This window comes from Blautia pseudococcoides (assembly GCF_001689125.2).
In the GTDB taxonomy this organism is placed as follows: domain Bacteria; phylum Bacillota; class Clostridia; order Lachnospirales; family Lachnospiraceae; genus Blautia; species Blautia pseudococcoides.
Genome location: NZ_CP015405.2, coordinates 4,644,458 through 4,660,192 on the forward strand (window position 1 = coordinate 4,644,458; position 15,735 = coordinate 4,660,192).

Genomic DNA, 15,735 nt, shown 5'->3' on the forward strand with positions numbered 1-15,735 from the left:
GATATAAGAAAAAAGCCATAAAAATGTTTAGAAAGGAGGTGATGATCATGAAGATATTCAGGGATTTTTATGATGATGAATCAGGAATCACTGTGATTGAAATCGTGCTGGTGTTGGTGGTGCTGATTGGGCTTGTCATCATTTTTAAGAAACAGCTCACCAGCCTCATACAGAGCATTCTTTCAAAAATCACAAGCCAGAGTAACAGTATTTAGTGAGGTCCTAATGAGACAAAAGGGAAGTATGACAATTGCCATGTGTATGATGCTCTCTGTAATGCTTGGAATCCTTACGGCAGGTATCAAGCTATGCAGGGAACAGTATGCCCGTGTACAGGCTGTAAATGCAGTGGACACGGGATTGTATTCCGTATTCTCAGAGTATGAAAAGGATCTGCTGGAGGAGTATGACTTGTTTTTTCTGGACAGCGGGTACGGGGGAGGAGCCATAGATGCTTTCCGTGTGGTACAGCAAATGGAAAATTCCATGGATTTGACTCTAAAAACCGGCATCCGGGGAAGCAGACGGGAAAGCTGTTCTATTGCAGGGTACAGGCTGGCCTCCGATAACGGCGGGGAGGCATTCTGCGCACAGGCAGCAGAGGCTGTCAGAGAACATCTGGGCACGGATGCCGTGAAACGTCTGAAGGAGTATCTCAGCAATACCGGAGAGGTGATAGAACAGCAGCAGGAACAAAAGGCGGCCGGAGTCCCTCCCATGCCGGAGGAACCAGTGCCGGATGACACGTCTGTACCGGGGATCACCCCGGATAACAATCCCCTGGAGGTGATAAAGCGTATACGGACTATGGGGATTTTAGGGCTGGTTCTCCCTGACAATGCAGTTATTTCCGAAAAGGAAGCAGATGTTTCCGTTTTCACTTCAAACCGAAATCTGCAGAAGGGGATGGGAAGTTTAGGAGGCCGTGAATCCGGTACATCCGATAAGCTTTTTCTCCAGGCATACGCAATGAATAAACTGGGAACTTACAGAGAACCGGGGAATCCGGGAGCCCTTGATTATCAGGTAGAATACATTGTTGGCGGCAGAGGCAGCGACAGGGAAAATCTGAAAAAGACAGTGAACAGGATGCTGCTGCTGCGTGAGGCCGCAAACGCGGCGTATCTTTATACAGACCCGGAAAAGCGGGCACAGTCCGGTGCACTGGCGGCATCACTGTGCACGGCACTTCTGATACCGGAGGGGGCTTTTGTAGTTGAAAAACTGCTTCTGCTGGGGTGGGCCTACGGGGAAAGCCTTTTGGACGTGCGCCAGCTGATGGCAGGCGGGAAGGTCCCTCTGGTAAAAAACAGTGCGAGCTGGCAGCTTGCACTTTCGGATATAGGACAGATATTTTCACTGCTGCAGGACGGGCAGGCAAAAAATACTTCCGGCCTGGATTATAACGACTATCTGCAGATACTGTTGTTCACATCCTCCAGGAACAGCCTGACATTTCGCTGTATGGATATGATAGAGCAGAACATACGACTGAAACCCGGAAAGGAAAATTTTCGTATAGATTCCTGTATGGAATGTCTGGAGATGGAAACCTGTTTTCTGAGCCCATGGGGAAACAGGTGGACAGCAGTCCGAAGCTATGGATATGACATGTGAAATGCAACTGTGAAAAACAGAAAGAAGGAGGGGGAGCAGTTGCCCGGTGTAAAAGGCAGAAATCAATGGAATAGAAAGGAATGGTACTCTCTTCAGCAAAAAGGCAGTCTGACACTGGAGAGTGCGGCTGCCCTTCCTCTTTATTTTCTGGCAATGGTAATGCTTATCAGTATGATGGATATCTTCCGCATCCAGACAATTCTGGTGTCCGCGCTCAGCCAGAGCGCCAAAGAGCTGGGAATGTATGCATACAGTATTGACGGGGAGAGTAAATCACCCGTGGGAGCAGTGACGGACGCTGCCTGTACTGCATATGCATCTGCGGAGATACAGAAGAGGATAAAGGAAGAAAATCTTACCGGAATTGTGGGAAAACAGGCGGGGATCACACTGCTGGGTTCAAAGTATCAGAATGGTATTATAACCCTGAAAGCCAACTATCTGTACAGAAGTCCGGCAGCAGTATTTCCGGTCCTGCCGGTAAAGATAAAGGCTGCAGTCAGTGCGCAGGCCTGGCTGGGATATGAGGGGGATAAATACGGCAGTGCAGATGAAGGGCCGGGGGAGGAGATGGTTTATGTGACAGATTATGAAAGTGTATATCATACCTCAGAGGATTGTACCCATATAAAGCTTACGGTAAAGTATGTGGGAATACAGAATGCCTTACAGGGCAAAAACCAGTACGGGAATAAGTATCATCCCTGTGAAAAATGTATGAAGGGGCATGGGAATGACAGGTTTGTGTATATTACGGAAAAAGGAAACCGTTACCACAGCAACAGTTCGTGCGGCGGTTTGTCACGGCATGTACGGCTGATGAAGAAATCTGAGGCGGAGAACAGGAGTGCCTGTTCACGCTGCAGGGAAAAATAGGGGGAGATTCAAATGACAGAGAAAATAACCGCAGGTGTTTTACTTGCGTTTATGGGATGGGAAGATTTCAGAGGGAAAACAGTTGCAGCCTGGAAAATCCTTTTATTTCTGACAGGAAGTTTTATATGTGCTGCGGTCAAGACAAAAGGGATTCCGGGGGAAGTATGGAGCGCTGCGCAGGACTCTCTGGTCGGCAGCCTTCCGGGTATCCTTCTTTTGCTCTTCGGAAGAATTTCAGGCTGGGCAGTAGGCAGTGCAGATGGAATGATTGTGTTGATTCTGGGAATCTACTTAGGATTCTGGCAGGTTCTCAGCGTATTGTCAGGTGCTTTCATATTGGCGGTACTGGCTGCCGGTTTTTTACTGGCAGTGCGGAAGAAAGACAGAAAGTATGAGATACCGTTCATCCCATTTTTATTTGCAGGGATGATGTTTTATCTCTTGATAGGATGAGACAGGGGATTATGAAAAGAAAAAACAGAAGAAGGTTTGTGTGCAGAGGTAGTTATACCCTGGAGGCTGCCTGCATCAGCGGCGTGTGGATGCTGACCGTATTTGCGGTCCTTCTGCTGCTGATGGGAACCATAAAGAGAGGGGTATACACAGCAAAAGCATATGAGGCGGCAGTGGCAGGCAGCACTGAGGCTGTACGCAGGCAGGGGGATGGGGTGGCGGCAGCAGGGGAACGGCTTGCCGGTGAAAGCGGACATTATTCTGTGAACGGCAGCAAAAGGGAAGTTACCGTCAACTATGAGGAGCATATAAAGTTCCCTTTCGCAGGTTTGCAGTGGCATATACAAGGCAGTGGGAAAAGTAAAGTGATCCGGCCTGTTTCGTTTATAGAAAAAGTTAGAAGCGTCAGAAGATGGAAGGACGAAATGGGGGGATAAGGAGGACAAGATGCAGGCAGAGTACAGAAGGGAAATGAATCACAGTTATCTGGTTCTGAAAGCTGACGAAGAAATGAATCCGCAGGAATATGAGATAAAAATGCTTTTACACAACGCACCGGTGGGGCTGCTTCCCCTCTCTGTGCGTTATATAGATGGTGAGCCACTGTTTTATTATGAGGTCACATCCAAGCAGAGTATATCCTTACTCTATGAGACAAAAAAGTTTGGAAAGGAGGATCTGGAGCGGATTTTCAGGGCGGCAGCAGATGTGATGGAGAAACTGGAGGAATATCTTCTGGATGTTGAGACACTTCTTTTTAATCCCCGCTATATCTATATGGATACAGAACGGCAGAATATCTATTTCTGCTGTTTTCCTGTGAGACAGGAAAAGGAACAGGCCGGGATATTGGAATTGACGGAGTACATACTGCCGAAGATAGACCATAAAGATGCAGGGGCTGTAGTTTTGGGATATGGCGTGTATAGGGAGAGCGTGGAGTCCGGTATGGGAGCGGATGAGATTCGCAAGGAGCTAAGAAAGGTACCCCTTGAGACTTTGAAGGAAGAAGAGGCCAGACAGAAGGAGGAGTATACGCAGCAGGAATATGCCGGGGAGGCAGTGATGACAGAGGAGAAGAGAAAGCAGGCGCTGGATGCTTTTTTCGAGGAGGAGGAAGAGGTTGAAGAGAAACATCCCCTGTTAAATGCTGTGGGGTGTATTTTTACATTGGCGGCAGCAGCAGTGTGCATTTATCTACTGCTGCACTATGAGATAGCAAACACGTTTCAAATCTGCATCGGATTATCAGCAGCGGCGGCAGCGGGTACGGGGGCCTTTGTTGTATTCCGGCTCAAGAAGGCCAGGGAGGAGAAAAAGAGGAAAAAAAGGGATCTGGACCAACTGGAAGCATGGGGATGGGAACGGGATGCTGAATATGAGCGTGAGGATATAAGCGAAGCAGAAAGACATGCAAATGACAGCCCGAAAGAGGAGAAAAAGGAAGCTGATGTTTTGGATACATGCGGCCCCACCATTCTATTGTCGCCGGATCAAGAGGATGAGGCAGACGCATGTTTATTTTGGATGGAAGAAGGTGTTAAAAAGAGGTTTATGCTTACTAAAGATATGGGGATGATCGGAAAGCTGACAGGGTCTGCGGATATATGCCTAAGGCATCCGGCAGTGAGCAGAATACATGGCAGAATACGAAAAGAGGGGAAGGATTTCTTTATTTCCGATTTGAATTCAAAGAATGGTACCCTCTTAAACGATAGAATGCTGGAACCGGAACGAGAATATTTACTGCATAATGGTGATAAGATAAGTATTGCGGGAACGGAGTTAGAGTACCGCAATTTTCAGAATATAGGGATCTGATTGGCTTATTTTAGGCGGCTTAATTTGGAAGTATATGGTTGCGTTAATTTGGGAAAGAGCTTATAATGAAGCTATGTCCTGCAGGCAGGGAGTGAAGAGTGGTTTAAGGATTTCGCAGGGCTGAAGACTATATCAGATAAGAAGAAAAGGACAGGTAGTGCATGGTAGATTACAGTAACTGGAACCAGAAGCCGGAATCCGATTTCTGGCGGTTTTTACGAATGCGGAAAAGTGTTTTGATGAACACAATTATGGTAGCTGTCAATATTTTAGTGTTTTTGTTGACAGAGATAACCGGATCATCACTGGACAGCAGGCATCTTGTAAACTGGGGAGCTGCTTATACGCCGTTCATTGAACAGGGACATGAATATTACCGTCTTTTTACCTGTATGTTTCTTCATTTCGGGCTGACACATCTGGGAAATAATATGTTGGTGCTTGTATTTCTCGGGGACAGTCTGGAAAGGGAAGTGGGCAGGATACGCTATCTTCTCATTTATCTGATTGGCGGAATTGGTGCCAGCTATATTTCTTATTACGCAGAGATAAGAGGAGGGGAGATGGTAGTCTCCGCAGGTGCATCCGGTGCGGTGTTTGCCGTGATTGGAGCGCTGATCTATGTGGTGATAAGAAATCGTGGGAGAGTGGAAAACTTTACGACCAGACAGCTTGTTTTCCTGGCCGCGCTTACACTTTATCATGGGTATACAAGTGCAGGGGTAGACAATGCAGCACATCTTGGCGGGCTTTTATGCGGCTTCGCCCTTGGAATCATCCTTTATCACGGAAAGAAAAGGCTGCCTTCATAAGAGGCAGCACATTTTTGTGTGATTAACTGATTGGAAGAATTACTTTGAATATGGTACCTTCACCTGGTTTTGATTTGAAGGAAATAGTGCCTTTGTGGGCGCTGACAATGCGTCTGCAGATTGGCAGACCAAGGCCGGTACCTTCCTGTTTGTGCGTGATGAATGGTTCAAACAGGTCATCCTGATATTCAGATGGAATGCCATTTCCGGTGTCTGCTATGGTAAATATGACAGATTCACCGTCTGACTGTATGGTACAGGCAATATGGCCACCGGTTTCAATAGCATCCGATGCGTTTCTGATCAGGTTCAGAAAAAGTTGACGGAGTTTTATGCCGTCAGCTTTTATAACGGGTATTGGAGATAATTTCTGCAAATCTATGGTAACATGCCGTTCATTCAAAGATGGGGTCACAGATTCAATTACATCGCAGAAGGTTGTATAAATATTTGAAATCTGCAGATTCAGTTTTTCTGAGTTATTGAAGGCGGATAATTCATTGAGAAGTGATTTGAGAAAATCCATATTCTCCATGATTTTTTGCCAGTAATTATCCTGCGTAAGTTCAGGATGCCGTCCTTCTAAAAGCTGCATGAAGCTGTTGATCAAAGTGACAGGATTTCTTATTTCATGAGAAACCTGAGAAAGCATAAACTGATGCTTTATTTTCAATTGCTGATAGAGCTTCTTATAATCAGCAGTTTCAGGCAACCTGGTGCTCTGGTCGGTGCCGGATTGTATTGTCATTATGTGTCCCCCCTGTTCTTTCTTTACGTTGATAGTGTAGCACTGTTACTGCCAAATATCAAATAATTTTATAACCTAAAAAGCGCCAAAAAACGACAAACATATGAAAGAATGCCGTCGATAAGAGCCGGCAAAAGCAGCACAGAAAGGAGAAATAAATATGTCGGATTGTATTTTTTGTAAAATTGCAGACGGCGAGATCCCATCCGCAACGCTGTATGAGGATGAGGATTTCCGGGTCATACTGGACCTGGGACCAGCGAACAAAGGACATGCTTTAATTCTGCCGAAACAGCACTATGCCAATCTCTATGAAATCCCTGATGAGCTGGCAGGTAAAGGGATGGTGCTTGCAAAGAAAATAATCACCAGAATGAGAGACGTTCTCGGCTGCGATGGTTATAATGTTGTGCAGAACAACGGAGAAGCAGCTGGCCAGACAGTCTTCCATTTCCATATCCATCTGATACCGCGCAGTGTTGGGGATAACGCTGGGATTACATGGACGCCGGGGAAATTAACAGAGGAGGATAAACAGGAAATCCTTGAGAAGTTTTCAATGGATTAGACTTCAGGAAAAGGGTTAAGATGACAGAAGAAAAATTTCGTGAAATCTTTCATCAATATTATCGTTTAGTTATGAAAGCGGCATACTGTGTCTTGTATGATGCAGATTTTTCACAGGATATCTGCCAGGAAACATTCCTTACGTTTCTGGAAAAAGTGGATACTGTTGATAAAACACGTTATGCGGAATGGCTGTCCGTTTGTGCCAGAAGAAAAGCCATAGATTTTTGCAAGAAGGCTTATCAGGTACATGAAGTGACAGCAGGAGACCGTGCTGAAAAAGCCGGTGCGGAGAAAATGGCGGACAAGATTGACAGCGGAGGCAAAAGCACCAGATTTTATAATGATGAAATGGCTGAGATGATGGTGCACAAAGAATTTACCGGAAAGATTTTGAATTCTCTGAGAACGAAGAATACGGACTGGTATGAAATCACAGTAAGGACATATGTCATGGGAGAAAACGATGAAGAAATTGCCTGCGCTCTTGGTATCACGATTGGAAATGTGCGTACCAAGAGACACAGGATGATGGAATGGCTGAAACAAAGATATCAGTCAGAATACGATTCTCTATGAATTATCTGTTTATGGTCTGTTCAAATAGCTGAACAATTTCTTCAATAGAATCAGTCAGCTTGCTTTTGGACATGGCATCCGTAAAAGCAGAGCGGTTTTTATAGAGGGAGTTAATTGTATCAAGAAGTTTTTCATTGGTGATTTCTTCCTCCTCCAGAACCATACTGTAGCCCATGCGTTCAAAAGAACGGGCATTCAGTATCTGGTCACCGCGGCTTGCACGGGCAGAAAGCGGAATCAGAAGATTAGGCTTTTTCAGTGCACTCAGTTCACAGATGGCATTGGCGCCTGCTCTGGAAATGACAATATCCGCAAGGGCAAATAAATCGGCCAGCTCTTTTTTGATATATTCATACTGTACATAACCTTTTGTGTCTTTTAATGATTCGTCCAGTTTTCCTTTGCCGCAGAGATGGACAACTTGGAAATCTGTCAGCAATTCAGGAAGAACTGCACGGACGGCATCATTTACGGCTGCTGCACCAAGGCTTCCGCCAATAATCATAATAACCGGTTTGTCAGAAGTGAAACCGGTAAAAGTCCGTGCTCTTTCGGGGATTCCTTCCAGCAGTTCCTGCCGTATGGGAGTTCCGGTCAGTACCGCTTTGTTCGCGGGCAGTTCAGACACGGTTTCAGGGAAGTTGCAGCACACTCTAGTAGCAAAAGGAATAGAAATTTTATTAGCCAGACCAGGTGTCATGTCAGATTCGTGGATAAAGGTAGGGATTTTTCTCCTGCTTGCCGCAATGACCACAGGAACGGTAACAAAACCGCCTTTGGAAAAGACAACATCAGGTTTTAACTGCTTCATAAGTTTTTTAGCTTCCGCAAATCCTTTCATAACTTTGAATGGGTCAGTAAAGTTCTTGACATCAAAATAGCGTCTTAATTTACCGGATGCAATCCCATAATAAGGGATACCCAGTTCCTCTATCAGTTTTTTTTCGATTCCCTCATAGGAGCCGATATAAGAAATGGTATAGCCCAGCTCCTTTAGGCGGGGAATCATTGCAATATTGGGGGTAACGTGTCCGGCAGTACCGCCGCCGGTAAGTACGATATGTTTCATGGTGTCCTCCTGCTCATTCAAAAATAATAGTTAAAAGAATAATTGTAACGGTTCAGTACCTTCACAGTTACGAACAAAGATCCACACAGAATCGCCTTCGGCAACGGGATCTTTGCCTGGCTGCTGAATGATTTTTTGCGGTCAGCGCAGTTAATGCGCAGACACCTACTGAATGGTTACGAAACAAATACTATAAGATAATATGATACACTTGTCAGGAAAAGTCAAGGAAAGATAGGAGTTTCATGAGTAAATTGGACGAAAAGCAAGTTGAACAAGCACATAAGTCTGCGGCAGTCCAGAAAGACAAAGCTTTTGAGGAATGGGTCAGCCAAAGCGTCCTTGATGAAACCGCAGATATGGTAAACGGGTTGGAAAACGACCCGAATTTAGATGATTTTCAGCCCTCCGAGGAGCTGCTCCAGAAAATTGTGGGAATAGCCAATGAGAGAGGGCTGCTGGCCGAAGAAGAGACAGCTGAAGAAGAGACAGACGATGTAAGAGTTAAAAAGATAGAATTTTCAGATGATATTGTGCAAGGAAAGAGGAGAAAAACACAAGAGAAAGTTTCTACTTCTAAAGGAAAAGTTATCCACCACTTTAGTAAAAAATATTTTGTTATAAAATGGGTTGCTATGATTGCAGTAACGCTTTTAGGTGTTTTTGGGATATCTATGAGTAGTCAAGCAAATCGTACATTTGTAATGCAGAAAGTTAATCAACTGATGGGTAACAACATGGAGACTGTAATTAATAATACAAATGAAACTATAGAAAGTGATACAACAGAAGAAGTAGATAGAAAAAAAGCTGAAGATGTTTTAAATATACAGGTTCCAGTACTGTTTTATCTACCAGACAATGTTCAATATAAGGGATATGAGATTGATGAAGAAGCACAGACATTTCTTATGGAATATTTGTGCGAGAATGAGTCCATTTTTTTGATTGCATTGGCGAATCCTAAGGATGCTAGTGGAATATATAAAAATGACTTTGGTAAAAAAATTGATGTAATTGGTAGCGAACTCTCAGATGTTAATGCAGAGTTATGGAAAATAGACGAGCCTGAGGATAAAAAGCCAACTTATGTAGCTCAATGGGAATATAAAAATACGTTTTACGAGACAGTTGGTAAAATAAATGAAGAAGAAATGATAGAAATTGTTAAAAACATAATGTATTAATGAAAGGAAAAAAATAAATGAATAAAAAAGGAATTATTAAATCATTGATAACTATGGTATTAAGTCTTGTTATAGTATTTAGCTTTACTTTGCCAGTAAATGCTGAAGCTAGAGAAGATTTAGGGAAAATAGTTGACGGTTCAGAACTTACAGATAAAATGTATTCTGAAGCAGTAGACGCTTCAGTTGTAAGAGGAAATATTCTAAACCAAGGTTTGGCTAAGATAACGAATAATGGTAATGGAACAGTAAATATTTATGGTGCTGTATTAGGCAGTGTGACGTGTGATAAAATGACTTTAAAGTTGACAATTCAGCAGTACAGAAATGGGGGGTGGTATAATTATGACTCATACAGTGATGTTGCATATAATACCTCTTTTATGTCAAGAAGTTATAATGTAGGTGTAGCAGCAGGATATTATTACCGAGTAAAGGCAGCCTGTGTTGCACAGAAGGGAAGCACTACTGAATCAAAAGCACCAGTTACCGATGGAATCTGGATAGGATAATAATTAATCACCACTATCAAAAATAATAAAATAATCTGAAAAGTTCTATTAAACTCCCCCCCTTTACGGTATAATGAAAGTAACCATACTTTTATATAACCGCAAAGGGGGTTCTTTTATGAAACTGACTTTTATAGGTGCGACTCATGAGGTTACGGGAAGTTGTTATTTCCTGGAGGCGGCGGGGAAGAAGTTTTTGGTGGACTGCGGAATGGAGCAGGGACCGGATCAGTATGAAAACCAGGAGATTCCGGTGGCAATGTCTGATGTGGATTTTGCGCTGCTGACCCATGCCCATATTGACCACTCCGGCAATTTCCCGCTGGCTTATGCAAAAGGATTCCGGGGACCTATTTATGCAACCAATGCTACCTGCGACTTGTGTGACATTATGCTGCGTGACAGTGCACATATCCAGATGTTTGAGGCAGAGTGGCGGAACCGCAAGGCACAGAGAAACGGACAGCCTGATTTTGTACCGGCGTATACCATGGAGGATGCTCTGAATGTGATCAAACAGTTTGTGGGGTGTGAATACAGCAGAAAAATCCAGGTTGCGGACGGCATACAGGTGAGATTTGTGGATGCCGGGCACCTTCTGGGGTCTTCCAGTATTGAGATATGGATCACAGAGGAGGGCGTGGAGAAGAAGATTGTATTCTCCGGAGATATCGGCAACCTGGACCAGCCGCTTATAAAGGATCCGGAATATCTGGACAGCGCGGACTACGTGGTCATGGAATCCACCTATGGTGACAGGAGTCACGGTGAAAGGCCTGACTATGCCATGGAATTAGTGAAAATTCTGAAAAGAACCTTTGACAAGAACGGAAACGTGGTGGTCCCTTCCTTTGCTGTTGGCAGGACTCAGGAAATGCTGTATTTCCTCAGGCGGATCAAAGAAGAAAATATGCTTCCCGAATACCCGTATTTTGATGTGTATGTGGATAGCCCTCTGGCCGTCCAGGCCACCAATATTTTCAAAGAGCATTATACGGACTGCTATGATGAGGAAGCTATGGACCTCATAGAGAAAGGTATCAATCCCATAGCATTTCCGGGTTTGAAGCTCTCCATCACCAGTGATGAGTCAAGAGCCATCAATATGGATGACAGCCATAAGGTGATCCTGTCGGCCAGCGGTATGTGCGATGCGGGACGTATTAAGCATCATCTGAAACATAATCTCTGGAGGCATGAGTCCACCATTGTATTTGTCGGATACCAGGCTGTAGGTACGCTGGGACGTGCGCTGCTGGAGGGCGCTACAGATGTAAGGCTGTTCGGTGAGGATATCCATGTCTGCGCAGACATAGTGAGACTGCCGGGCATCAGCGGCCATGCGGATGATGCGGGACTGATCCGCTGGGCATCCGCCTTTAAGGAGAAACCCCAGCGTGTCTTTGTAACACACGGGGATGACCAGGTATGTGATTTGTTTGCGGAAAGGCTGAAAAATGAACTGGGCTACAATGCCATGGCGCCTTTCAGCGGCACGGAATTTGATATGCTGGCAAATGAATTTGAGAAGGAAACCGTTGGAATTGTCATTAAACATGCGAAAGAGAAGGCAAAAGCCCGCAAGGCTTCCGGTGTTTATGCAAGACTTCTTGCAGCGGGCCAGCGGTTAATGACGGTTATCCGTCATAATGAGGGCGGTGCAAATAAAGACCTGGCAAGATTTGCAGACCAGATTAATTCCATGTGCGATAAGTGGGACCGCTGACAGCCAGGAACAGCGGAAGAAACTATTTTACAAAGAGAATGGGGGATTCTATATGAAAACAAGTGAAGATGTGAGAAAACTGTGTGAAGAAAAGCAGATCCGTATGATAGACTTTAAAATGACAGATTTAAACGGACGGTGGCGCCATTTGACCATTCCTGTGGAACGTTTTGATGATGACATTTTTGTCTATGGAATCGGATTTGACGGTTCTAATTATGGTTATGCTCCTATAGAAAAAAGCGATATGGTATTTATTCCAGACCCGGACACAGCTACCGTGGACCCTTTTGCAGAGATTCCCACACTGACTATGTGCGGAAATGTCTGCACCATCGGTGAAGACAAGAACCTGCCCTTTGACCAATATCCACGAAATGTTGCGCTCAAAGCAGTGGAATATATGCAGGAAGAGCAGATCGCGGACCGGATGGTGATCGGGCCGGAATTTGAATTTTATCTGCTGGACCATGTAAGTTATAGTGTCACACCTCAAAAGTGCAGCTACAGTATTGACACCAGGCAGGCGGAGTGGAACAGCGGCATAGATAATGGGCAGAACAACGGCTATCAGGTTCCGTATCAGGGTGGATACCACGCAGCGGCCCCCCAGGACGTGGGATATAATCTCAGAAGTAAAATGTGTATGCTCCTGGAGGAGTGGGGTGTCAAAGTAAAATATCATCACCACGAAGTGGGCGGTCCGGGTCAGATGGAAATTGAGGTTGAGCTGGGTGATATGGTGGAAATGGCAGATAAGACCATGATCGTAAAATATGTTTTGAAAAATGCGGCTGCGGCAGAGGGCAGAACCGTCACATTTATGCCGAAACCCATTCACAAAGAAGCCGGAAACGGTATGCATGTGCATATGCTGCTCATGAAAGACGGTGCTCCCATCTTTTACGATAAGGACGGATATTCAGGACTGAGCCACACTGCCCATTATTTTATCGGCGGATTACTCAAGCATATTGCCTCCCTGTGCGCATTTACCAACCCATCCACAAACTCCTTTAAACGTCTAGTGCCCGGTTATGAAGCACCTGTAACCATTGGATATGCAACTTCAAACAGGAGCGCGGTCATCCGTATACCGGCTTATGCCAAGAAACCGGAAGCCAAGAGATTTGAACTGCGCAACCCGGATGCAACAGCCAATCCATACTACGCATATTCTGCCATTCTTATGGCAGGCCTGGATGGGATCAAGAATAAAATAGACCCGCGCCAACACGGATGGGGCCCCTTTGACTGCAATCTGTATTCCCTGTCATCTGAGGAGCAGAAAAAGATACAGAGCCTGCCCCGTTCCATGGGAGAAGCTCTGGAAGCCCTCGAAAACGACCACGATTATCTCACCGCAGGCGGCGTCTTCCCGCAGCGCCTCATTGACATCTGGCTGGAGAAAAAGAAAAAAGAGCTGCAGGAAATTGAACAGATTCCAAGCCCCTCAGAATTTAAATATTATTATGATCTATAAATAGCAGTATCACAGGCGGGATTTCTTTGGGATTCCGCCTGTGGTGCAAGAAAAGGTTTAGACGACATTTAGTTTACATAATTATGCGAGACGGAGGTACAGCATGGAGAATACGGGAAACCAACCCAAACGTTTCTGCAGAAAGTGTCTTCTTCAGGATATGGATGAAGGGCAGTATTTTGATGACATGCGTAAATACATTGAAAATCTGGATGAGGAATTGAAGGTCTCCTCACAGCTCTATGACCGGAGACTTGGATTTTGCAGGGAATGTGATAATTTAATAAGTGGAATGTGCAGAATCTGCGGATGCTTTGTGGAGATGCGGGCTGTCATGAAAAAGAACAACTGTCCCGGGATTCCGAAGAAGTGGTGAGAAGGAGGACGCAGCATGAGATTGGAAGAAGATTATGTCATGAGGATAATTAAGGATATGGTCAAGGCCCTGGCCTGTGTCATCTTTGGAAAGAGATTTACAGAGTATGAGGTGGAGGAAGAAAAAGCGGATGATACGGATTTTCTCTACCGTGAAATCATTGAGATGGCAGACAAGGGAAAGATCAATGAGGCGGAAAACATACTCCTTACAGATATGGATCAGACTGACAAACGATACATGGAGATGGCTATGAGCTTTTATCTCCATATCAACCAATATACAGATGAATTTCTGGCCGCAAACGGCTACAGCAGACAGGAAATTCTGGACGGTGTGGAAGCGCTGGCAGCGGCCAATGGTATCGAAGGTCTGGAGGAACTGTCTGATGATCTGTATTTGGACGGCCCTTCCGGGCAGGAAGAGCGCTAGAGTGTGTCAGAAAATTCATTCCCACAATGTGCACGTCCCACTTCGCGGTATATTTGGCCCCAATTCGGTCAACGTTGCCCGCTACGCCTCCCTCATCGGGTCCAAATCTCCCATAAAGTGCCACGCACAGCTTGCCGAAAGCAATTTTCAGACACACTCTAAGAGCGGTAAGGCGCGGTAGGAATAAAATACGGAAGCATTGAGCGGAAATCGTCACTTTATAAAAGTTGGCGATTTTTTTATACCCCAAAGAGAAAAACATAAAATACCTCTTGACACATTATACTATGTAATGTATAGTGTAATGCATAAGGAGGCAATACAATGGACACACAGCTAAAGAAGGGCTTCCTGGAATTTTGTGTTCTTGCGGTATTATACAAGAATGATTCCTACGGATACCAGATCATTAAAGACATATCCGTATGTATTGAAATATCAGAATCAACCCTGTACCCCATATTAAAACGCCTGGAAGCAAACGGGCGTCTGGAGACATACTCGGTGGAGCACAACAGCCGCTTGCGTAAATACTACAGAATCACCGACGGGGGCAAGGAACATATCCAGGAGTTTTTACATGACTGGCAGCAGGTAACAGATATATACGATTTTGTGAAGGGAGCAGTAGAAAATGAAGAAGGATGAATTTCTAAGCAGTCTGGAGCGGCTGCTGCGGAGCCTGAAAAGGGAGGAACGGAATAGATTCCTATCCTATTATTCAGAGATGATCGCGGATTATATGGAGAACGGATGTGAAGAGGAGGAGGCTGTGCAGCGAATAGGGAATCCAGGTGAGATAGCACAGGAGATCCTGTCAGACAGAGACGCCCAGCCGCCCAAGCCCACACCCACGTGGATGAAGGCAGGGGTTATTGTATTATTGGTCCTGGGTTCTCCGCTTTGGGGAAGCCTGGTCCTTGTGGCTATTTGCTGTGCGCTTTCAGCCGTGATCATGGTATTATGTGCCTATGTGCTTATCTGGTGCATTCCTTTTATATGTGGTGTATTTAGTGTGTCCAGTCTTTTTTTAGCCCTGGTAAGCACAGTAGGTTCTGCTATATTGTTGTTCCAGGATACTGCCACAGGTTTGGTGCAGATGGGACTGGGAATTCTGTTTGCAGGCGCTTTTCTGGTAACCACACTGCTTACCTGGGAAGTGGGTAAAAAATTTGTAGTGGTTACTACAAAATTCAGCAGATGGCTTGCAGGACTGTTTCAGAAAAAGAGAGGTGTTAAAGCATGAAAATGAAATCATTTAAAAGCAAAATCCTGCTGGCTGGCGTTATTTTTATGCTGGCCGGAGCAGCTGTGGGACTTGTGGGATTCGGAATGACTGGATTTGAACCTAATAATTTATTAAAATGGAGTGAAAACAGATGGTACCAGACCATCCACTATGAGCGAGGGAACTTCCATATAGGTATAAAGCTGAGAGATGGATTCTATATCACCAACTTTGGCTCTTTTTGATGGC

General features: G+C 44.9%; 21 protein-coding genes. 19 read left to right on the forward strand and 2 right to left on the reverse strand.

Annotation, left to right across the window (positions count from 1 at the left end):
* Positions 1 to 47: 47 nt before the first annotated feature.
* From A4V09_RS21840 to A4V09_RS21870, 7 genes are all read left to right on the forward strand, one after another.
* Complete coding sequence (locus A4V09_RS21840; RefSeq protein ID WP_065544184.1) at positions 48 to 215, forward strand: Flp1 family type IVb pilin; 168 nt, start codon at positions 48 to 50, stop codon at positions 213 to 215.
* Between the two features lie 10 nt (positions 216 to 225).
* Positions 226 to 1,617 carry a DUF5702 domain-containing protein gene (locus A4V09_RS21845; RefSeq protein ID WP_065544185.1) on the forward strand — a complete coding sequence of 464 codons (1,392 nt, stop codon included), beginning with the start codon at positions 226 to 228 and terminating at the stop codon, positions 1,615 to 1,617.
* Positions 1,618 to 1,656: 39 nt separating this feature from the next.
* On the forward strand, positions 1,657 to 2,493 hold the full coding sequence (locus A4V09_RS21850) for a TadE/TadG family type IV pilus assembly protein (RefSeq protein ID WP_065544186.1): 837 nt from the start codon (positions 1,657 to 1,659) through the stop codon (positions 2,491 to 2,493).
* A gap of 12 nt (positions 2,494 to 2,505) precedes the next feature.
* Positions 2,506 to 2,946, forward strand: a complete 441-nt coding sequence (locus A4V09_RS21855) for an A24 family peptidase (RefSeq protein WP_065544187.1) — start codon at positions 2,506 to 2,508, stop codon at positions 2,944 to 2,946.
* Positions 2,947 to 2,957: 11 nt separating this feature from the next.
* Complete coding sequence (locus A4V09_RS21860) at positions 2,958 to 3,383, forward strand: hypothetical protein (RefSeq protein WP_065544188.1); 426 nt, start codon at positions 2,958 to 2,960, stop codon at positions 3,381 to 3,383.
* Positions 3,384 to 3,393: 10 nt separating this feature from the next.
* The gene (locus A4V09_RS21865; protein ID WP_065544189.1) at positions 3,394 to 4,767 is read left to right on the forward strand and encodes a DUF6382 domain-containing protein; all 1,374 of its coding nucleotides are present in this window, start codon (positions 3,394 to 3,396) and stop codon (positions 4,765 to 4,767) included.
* Between the two features lie 221 nt (positions 4,768 to 4,988).
* Positions 4,989 to 5,579, forward strand: coding sequence for a rhomboid family intramembrane serine protease (locus A4V09_RS21870; RefSeq protein ID WP_065544916.1), 591 nt, complete (start codon positions 4,989 to 4,991; stop codon positions 5,577 to 5,579).
* 22 nt (positions 5,580 to 5,601) lie between these two features.
* On the opposite strand, the gene A4V09_RS21875 is transcribed toward A4V09_RS21870, so the two are convergent.
* The gene (locus tag A4V09_RS21875) at positions 5,602 to 6,327 is read right to left on the reverse strand and encodes a sensor histidine kinase (RefSeq protein WP_065544190.1); all 726 of its coding nucleotides are present in this window, start codon (positions 6,325 to 6,327) and stop codon (positions 5,602 to 5,604) included.
* Between the two features lie 160 nt (positions 6,328 to 6,487).
* Between A4V09_RS21875 and A4V09_RS21880 the strand changes: the two genes are divergently transcribed.
* The gene (locus A4V09_RS21880) at positions 6,488 to 6,895 is read left to right on the forward strand and encodes an HIT family protein (RefSeq protein ID WP_065544191.1); all 408 of its coding nucleotides are present in this window, start codon (positions 6,488 to 6,490) and stop codon (positions 6,893 to 6,895) included.
* Positions 6,896 to 6,915: 20 nt separating this feature from the next.
* A complete protein-coding gene (locus A4V09_RS21885; RefSeq protein ID WP_065544192.1) occupies positions 6,916 to 7,473 on the forward strand; it encodes an RNA polymerase sigma factor in 558 nt (185 codons plus the stop codon).
* Position 7,474: 1 nt separating this feature from the next.
* Here the strand turns inward: A4V09_RS21885 and murG are convergent, their stop codons facing one another.
* Complete coding sequence (gene murG / locus A4V09_RS21890) at positions 7,475 to 8,542, reverse strand: undecaprenyldiphospho-muramoylpentapeptide beta-N-acetylglucosaminyltransferase (RefSeq protein ID WP_065544193.1); 1,068 nt, start codon at positions 8,540 to 8,542, stop codon at positions 7,475 to 7,477.
* A gap of 245 nt (positions 8,543 to 8,787) precedes the next feature.
* Between murG and A4V09_RS21895 the strand changes: the two genes are divergently transcribed.
* The 10 genes from A4V09_RS21895 (at position 8,788) to A4V09_RS21940 (ending at position 15,731) form a co-directional block, all read left to right on the forward strand.
* On the forward strand, positions 8,788 to 9,729 hold the full coding sequence (locus A4V09_RS21895) for a DUF4367 domain-containing protein (protein ID WP_065544194.1): 942 nt from the start codon (positions 8,788 to 8,790) through the stop codon (positions 9,727 to 9,729).
* A 17-nt stretch (positions 9,730 to 9,746) separates the two neighbouring features.
* Positions 9,747 to 10,241: a DUF6147 family protein gene (locus A4V09_RS21900; RefSeq protein WP_065544195.1), complete on the forward strand. Its 495-nt coding sequence runs from the start codon at positions 9,747 to 9,749 to the stop codon at positions 10,239 to 10,241.
* Between the two features lie 118 nt (positions 10,242 to 10,359).
* Positions 10,360 to 11,967 carry an MBL fold metallo-hydrolase RNA specificity domain-containing protein gene (locus tag A4V09_RS21905; RefSeq protein ID WP_065544196.1) on the forward strand — a complete coding sequence of 536 codons (1,608 nt, stop codon included), beginning with the start codon at positions 10,360 to 10,362 and terminating at the stop codon, positions 11,965 to 11,967.
* A 52-nt stretch (positions 11,968 to 12,019) separates the two neighbouring features.
* Complete coding sequence (glnA, locus tag A4V09_RS21910; protein ID WP_065544197.1) at positions 12,020 to 13,450, forward strand: type I glutamate--ammonia ligase; 1,431 nt, start codon at positions 12,020 to 12,022, stop codon at positions 13,448 to 13,450.
* 103 nt (positions 13,451 to 13,553) lie between these two features.
* Positions 13,554 to 13,826: a DUF6171 family protein gene (locus tag A4V09_RS21915; protein ID WP_065544198.1), complete on the forward strand. Its 273-nt coding sequence runs from the start codon at positions 13,554 to 13,556 to the stop codon at positions 13,824 to 13,826.
* A 15-nt stretch (positions 13,827 to 13,841) separates the two neighbouring features.
* The gene (locus A4V09_RS21920) at positions 13,842 to 14,258 is read left to right on the forward strand and encodes a DUF6483 family protein (protein WP_065544199.1); all 417 of its coding nucleotides are present in this window, start codon (positions 13,842 to 13,844) and stop codon (positions 14,256 to 14,258) included.
* 13 nt (positions 14,259 to 14,271) lie between these two features.
* Positions 14,272 to 14,439, forward strand: a complete 168-nt coding sequence (locus A4V09_RS27060; protein WP_465220358.1) for a DUF6783 domain-containing protein — start codon at positions 14,272 to 14,274, stop codon at positions 14,437 to 14,439.
* 143 nt (positions 14,440 to 14,582) lie between these two features.
* The gene (locus tag A4V09_RS21930; protein WP_065544200.1) at positions 14,583 to 14,906 is read left to right on the forward strand and encodes a PadR family transcriptional regulator; all 324 of its coding nucleotides are present in this window, start codon (positions 14,583 to 14,585) and stop codon (positions 14,904 to 14,906) included.
* Positions 14,893 to 15,504, forward strand: coding sequence for a DUF1700 domain-containing protein (locus A4V09_RS21935; protein ID WP_065544201.1), 612 nt, complete (start codon positions 14,893 to 14,895; stop codon positions 15,502 to 15,504). Before A4V09_RS21930 ends, A4V09_RS21935 begins: the two co-directional genes overlap by 14 nt.
* Positions 15,501 to 15,731 (forward strand): hypothetical protein, encoded by a 231-nt coding sequence (locus A4V09_RS21940; RefSeq protein WP_065544202.1) that lies wholly within the window; start codon positions 15,501 to 15,503, stop codon positions 15,729 to 15,731. The genes A4V09_RS21935 and A4V09_RS21940 overlap by 4 nt, the downstream gene beginning before the upstream one ends.
* The last annotated feature ends 4 nt before the right edge of the window (positions 15,732 to 15,735 follow it).